This window comes from Reyranella sp., from assembly GCF_004296935.1.
GTDB lineage: Bacteria > Pseudomonadota > Alphaproteobacteria > Reyranellales > Reyranellaceae > Reyranella.
On the sequence record NZ_SCVH01000030.1, the window covers coordinates 1 to 5,670 of the forward strand.

The window sequence follows — 5,670 nt, forward strand, 5'->3', positions numbered from 1 at the left end:
TGCTCGATGCCACGACGCAGACCGTGATGTGGAGCATCGTCTTCTTCTTCGCTTCGGCGGCGGCGAGTGCCGCCTATCTCACCGTCGGCGAATGCTTCCCGCTAGAAATTCGCGCGCTCACCATCGCGCTGTTCTATGCCTTCGGCACGCTGCTGGGCGGCGTCGGCGGGCCGTGGCTGTTCGGCGTCCTGATCGAGGGCGGCGACCGCGGCGACATCGTTGCCGGTTACATGCTGGGCGCCGCCATGATGATCGTGGCCGCCCTGGTCACGACGCGGCTCGGTGTGCGGGCCGAGTGCCGGCCGCTCGAGGAGGTGGCGCCGCCGCTTTCGACGGTGCCTTAGAACTTGCCCCGGCCTTCTTACGCAGGTACCGGCCGGGCGCGCTGGTTGTACAGCAGCTTGCGGATGCGAGCCTGTTCCTCGGGCGGCAGCTTCTCGCGCTCGACGGAGAGATCGGCGCCGACTGCCATGCCTTTCTGTACCGCCGGGCGGGCGCCCATCTCCTCGAACCAGCGCTTGAAGTGCTTGAACTCCTCGATGTCCTGGCCCTGGAATTTCCAGTTCACCGTCCATGGGTAGCAGATCATGTCGGCGATCGTGTATTGGTCACCGGCGAGATACTTGTGCTTGTGGAGCCGGTTGTTGAGCACACCGTAGAGGCGGTTCACTTCATCGGTGAAGCGGGTGATGGCGTATGTCTGGTCGCCTTCCTTGGCCTGGTCGACGCGGCGGAAGTGGCCGCACTCGCCCGACTTCGGTCCCTGGTTGGCCATCTGCCAGACGACCCACTGGTTGACCTCGTATTTGGTCCGCGTGTCCTGTGGCCAGAACTTCCCGGCCTTCTCGGCGATGTACATCATGATCGAGCCCGACTCGAAGACGACGATCGGCTTGCCGCCGCCTGTCGGGGCGTGGTCGACCATCACCGGCATGCGGTGGTTGGGGTTCATCTCGAGGAATTCATCCTTGAACTGGTCGCCGCGCCCGATGTTCACCGGGACGATCTTGTAGGGCATGCCCAGTTCCTCGAGCAGGATGGTGACCTTCTTGCCGTTGGGCGTCGGCCAGTAGTGCAGATCGATCATGGTTCCTCCGATGGTGACGTGCGTGAGGCGCAGAAGCCAAGCGTCCGACGGTCGCCCCGGTTCGTCAATGGTGTATGCTGGTCACAAGAAGGAGACCGGGAGGATCACCAGGTGAGTGAAACGTGGGTCCGCAATGCTTGGTATGTCGCCGGCTGGTCGCACGAGCTCGAGCCTGGCCGCATCCTGGCACGCGTCATCATCGACCAGCCGCTGGCGCTCTATCGCAAGGCCGATGGCCAGGTCGTGGTGCTGGAGGACCGCTGCTGCCACCGCTTTGCGCCGCTCTCGATGGGCCGGCTCGAGCAGGACGATCTCCGCTGCATGTATCACGGGCTGAAATTCGCGCCGGACGGCCGCTGCGTGGAAATCCCCGGCCAGAAGCTCATTCCGCAAAGTGCGTTCGTACGGCGCTATCCGGCGGTCGAGCGCGGCGGCTGGATGTGGATCTGGATGGGCGACGAGGCCTTGGCCGATCCGGCGTCGATCCCCGGCTCGATTGCCCTGGATGATCCCGACTACCGCATGCGGAGCGGCCAGCTCGACTACGCCGCGCACTATCTGCTGATCGACGACAACCTGCTCGATCTCTCGCACCTGAGTTTCGCCCACGAGAAGACGCTGGGCCTCGACATGCCGCAATGGGCCGACGAGCGTCCGCGCATCCTGCCGCTGGAGCGTGGTCTGCGCGTCCAGCGCTGGCTGCGCGGCCAGCCCTCGCGCAGCTTCATGAAGCGCTGGGGCGAGGCGCTCGACCTGTGGAACAGCTACGACTTTCTCTTTCCCGGCATCTTCCTGCTGCGCACGGCCTTCTATCCGGTGGGCACGGCCGAGCGCTGCAGGCTCCAGCCGCCGTCGGAGCCGCCACTCTTCCTGCGCTATGACGACCAGGCGGTGACGCCGATGACCGCCCGGACGTCGCGCTACTTCTATGCTGCCGGCGCCCGCAGCGCCGACCTCGACGAGGATCGCGTCGGCCGGCTCTACGCCATCGTCGAGGCGGCGTTCAACGAGGACAAGGCGATCATCGAGGCGCAGCAGAAGCTGATCGACATGGATCCCGGCCGCCGCATGCTGCCGACCAGCCTCGATGCCGGCCCGACGCAGTTTCGCAAGCTTGTCCAGACACTGCTCGATCATGACGGCCAGCCGAGTCCGTTGGCGAACGCAACAACACAGGTAGGGTAGGGCGTGACTGGCGAACCAAACGGGCGGTCCGTCCGCCGTCTCGAGGACGCGCGCTTTCTGCTGGGGCGCGGCCGCTATGTCGAGGACATCGACGCAGGCGCCGCGCTGCACGGTTACGTGCTGCGCTCGCCGCATGCCCATGCGCTGATCAAGCGGATCGGTGTTGCCGGGGCCGCTGCCATCCCTGGCGTGCATCTCGTCGCCACCGCGGCCGATCTCGCGGCCGACGGCCTCGGTCCCTTGCCCTGCATGGCGGCGGTGAAACCGCTGATCGTGCCGCCGCGCCCGGCGCTGGCGGATGGCCGCGTGCGCCATGTTGGCGATCCGGTGGCCTTCGTCGTCGCGGGCAGCGTCGAGGCGGCGCGCGAAGCGGCGGAGCTGATCGAGGTCGACTACGAATCTCTGCCCGCCGTTGTCGACGGCGTGGCGGCTCTTGCGGACGGTGCGCCGGCGCTCTGGGGCCAGGCACCGGGCAATCTCGCCTTCCATTTCCGGAAGGGCGACCACGATGCGGTTGCGCAGGCGATGAAGGACGCCGCCCATGTCGTTGCCGTCGAGGTGATGAACAACCGCGTCGTCGTCGTGCCGATCGAGCCGCGCGCCGGCATCGCCCGCTACGATGCCGCGACCGACACGATGGACCTCGAATTGACCGGGCAGGGGCTGCACGGCATCCGCCGCCAGCTCGCCGAGTTCGTCTTCAAGGTACCGCTGGAAAGCATCCAGCTTCATGCGCCCGATGTCGGCGGCGGCTTCGGCATGAAGAACTTCCTCTATCCCGAATGGGTGCTGCTGCTGTGGGCGGCGCGCAAGCTTGGCCGGCCGGTGCGCTGGATCGCCGACCGCGCCGAGGAGTTCGTCTCCGGCGCGCAGGGCCGCGATATCGCGGCCTCGGCAAAGATCGCGCTCGACGCCACGGGCCGCATCCTCGCGCTCGACGTGGCGATGGTCGCCAACCTCGGCGCCTACCTTTCGGGCAACGGCCCCGGCGCGTCGGCCGTCGCCGCCTCGACGGCGCATGGCGGCGTCTACGACATTCCTGTCATCGCCGTCGACGTGCGCGGCGCCTTCACCAACACGGTTCCGGTCGACGCCTACCGTGGCGCCGGCAAGCCCGAAGCCAACTACATCACCGAGCGCGCGATCGAAGCCGCCGCCCGCGTGATGGGCCGCGACCCGGCTGGCTTGAGGCGGCAGAACCTGATTGCCTCGTTTCCGCACAGGACGGCCATGGGCATGGCCATCGATTCGGGCGGCTTCGTCGCCAACCTCGACGCCGCTGTCGTGCGTGCCGGCATGGATGGCTTCGAGGCGCGACGCGCCGCCGCGAAGGCGCGGGGCCGGCTGCGCGGCATCGGCGTCGGCTGCTTCCTCGAGACCTCGCGTGGTGCGCCCAACGAAGGCGCCGAAGTGCGTTTCGAGCCCGATGGTATGGTGACGATCGCGCTCGGTACCGAATCCAACGGCCAGGGCCACGAGACTTCCTTCGCGCAGATCGCATCGCAACACCTCGGCCTGCCGATCGCAGCCTTCCGCTATGTGCAGGCTAACACGCGCGCCGTGAAGAGTGGCGCCGGCCATGGCGGTGCGCGCTCCATGCACATGGGCGGTGCCGCGCTGGTGAAGGCGATGGATGCCGCGTTGGCGAAGGCGCGGCGGCTGGCGGCACATCTCTTGCAAGCCTCGGGGGATGATCTCGACTATCGCCAGGGCCGCTTCACCGTGCGCGGCAGCGACCGCAGCATCGATCTCGCGGCACTTGCCGGGAGTGCCCAGGACGCCGCGAACCTGCCCGAGGGCATGGCGCCGGAAGTCGGCAAGGGATTGGGCGAGCACGTGCTGAACATCACCGACGTCTTCACCTTTCCGAGCGGCTGCCATGTCGCCGAGGTCGAGATCGACCCCGAGACCGGCGCCTGCGAATTGCTGCGCTACACCGCGGTCGACGACTACGGCCGGCTCATCAACCCGATGCTGACCGAGGGCCAGGTGCAGGGCGGCGTCGTGCAGGGGATCGGCCAGGCGCTGCTGGAGCATACGGTCTACGATCCCGCGTCCGGCCAGCTCCTGAGCGGTTCGCTGATGGATTATGCCTTGCCGCGCGCCGACGACCTTCCCTCCTTCGACATCGATTTGATCGAGCGGCCGACCGCTGCCAATCCGCTGGGCGTAAAGGGCTCGGGACAGGCGGGCTGCATCGCCGCCCCCCAGACCGTGATGGCTGCTGTCCTCGATGCCCTCAGGCCCGCCGGGGTGACGGCGCTCGACATGCCCGCGACGCCGGAGCGCGTATGGCACGCGCTGCAAGCGGTCAGGTGAGGAGGGCAGATGCCCAAGATCAACGGTGAAAGACTCCTGGCCGATCTGCGGCGCATCGCCGATTTCGGCCGCTACGAGACCGGCGTGCACCGGCCGCATCTCTCGCCGCAGGATGTCGAGAGCCGGCACTGGCTCGCGGGCCGCATGAAAGAGGCCGGGCTCGAGCCGGTGATCGACGGCATCGGCACGGTGATCGGCAAGAGCCCCAAGACCGGACCCCGGCTGCTGATGGGCTCGCACACCGACACCCAGCCGAGAGGCGGCTGGCTCGACGGCGTCATGGGCGTGATCTACGGCCTCGAAGTGGCGCGCGCACTGGCCGAGGATCCCGAGACGGCGCATCTCGCCGTCGACGTCGCCTCGTGGGCCGACGAGGAGGGTCACTGGGGCCAGATGACCGGCAGCCGCTCGTTCGTCGGCATGTTTTCCGAGGCCGACATCGACAAGGCCAAGCATCGCGACGAGGGCACGCCGATGCGCGAGGCGCTGAAGGCGGCCGGCCTCGACAAGACTCCACGCGAGCACCTGGTAGAGGGAAGGTACCGTGGCTACCTCGAGGCGCATATCGAACAGGGCGGCCTCCTCGAAGCAGGCGACAAGCGCATCGGCATCGTCACGGCGATCGTCGGCATCATGGCGTTCCGCCTCACCTTCGGTGGCATCCAGAACCATGCCGGCACGACGCCTATGCCGATCCGCAAGGATGCCGGCGTGGCGATGATGCGGCTCTACAACGACGTGATGGACAAGTTCCCCGCGGTCTCCGGTCCGAGGAGCGTGTGGACCGTCGGTAAGATGTCGATCGAGCCCGGCGCGCCCGCGATCGTTCCCGGCAGGGCCGAGATGATCCTCCAGTTCCGCGATGCCGACATCAAGATCCTGCAGGCCTTCGAGGCCAAGCTGATGGAGATCGTGGCCGACAGTCAGAAGAAGGGCCCCTGCACCGTCGAATGCGTGAACCTCTCGCGCACCCAGCCGCTGCTGATGGATGAGCGATTCCTCGAGGCGATCGAGGAGTCGGCCGTGGCACATGCGCCCGAGAAGCACATCCGCATGCCGTCCGGCGCCGGCCACGACGC

At 67.4% G+C, this 5,670-nt stretch carries 4 protein-coding genes and 1 pseudogene; 4 read left to right on the forward strand and 1 reads right to left on the reverse strand.

The genetic code is table 11. The features are described 5' to 3' along the window. Positions 1–344: pseudogene (locus tag EPO55_RS03915) on the forward strand (MFS transporter); the annotation flags it as partial. Positions 345–361: 17 nt separating this feature from the next. Here EPO55_RS03915 and EPO55_RS03920 read toward each other — a convergent pair. Beyond that, a complete protein-coding gene (locus EPO55_RS03920; protein WP_296335122.1) occupies positions 362–1,087 on the reverse strand; it encodes a glutathione S-transferase N-terminal domain-containing protein in 726 nt (241 codons plus the stop codon). 111 nt (positions 1,088–1,198) lie between these two features. Between EPO55_RS03920 and EPO55_RS03925 the strand changes: the two genes are divergently transcribed. The 3 genes from EPO55_RS03925 to EPO55_RS03935 all read left to right on the forward strand — a co-directional run. Continuing rightward, positions 1,199–2,272 carry an aromatic ring-hydroxylating dioxygenase subunit alpha gene (locus EPO55_RS03925; protein WP_296335123.1) on the forward strand — a complete coding sequence of 358 codons (1,074 nt, stop codon included), beginning with the start codon at positions 1,199–1,201 and terminating at the stop codon, positions 2,270–2,272. A 3-nt stretch (positions 2,273–2,275) separates the two neighbouring features. Continuing rightward, positions 2,276–4,591, forward strand: coding sequence for a xanthine dehydrogenase family protein molybdopterin-binding subunit (locus EPO55_RS03930; protein ID WP_296335124.1), 2,316 nt, complete (start codon positions 2,276–2,278; stop codon positions 4,589–4,591). Positions 4,592–4,600: 9 nt separating this feature from the next. Then, positions 4,601–5,670, forward strand: a 1,070-nt coding sequence (locus EPO55_RS03935) for a hydantoinase/carbamoylase family amidase (protein ID WP_296335126.1), incomplete at its 3' end; no start/stop codon positions are given.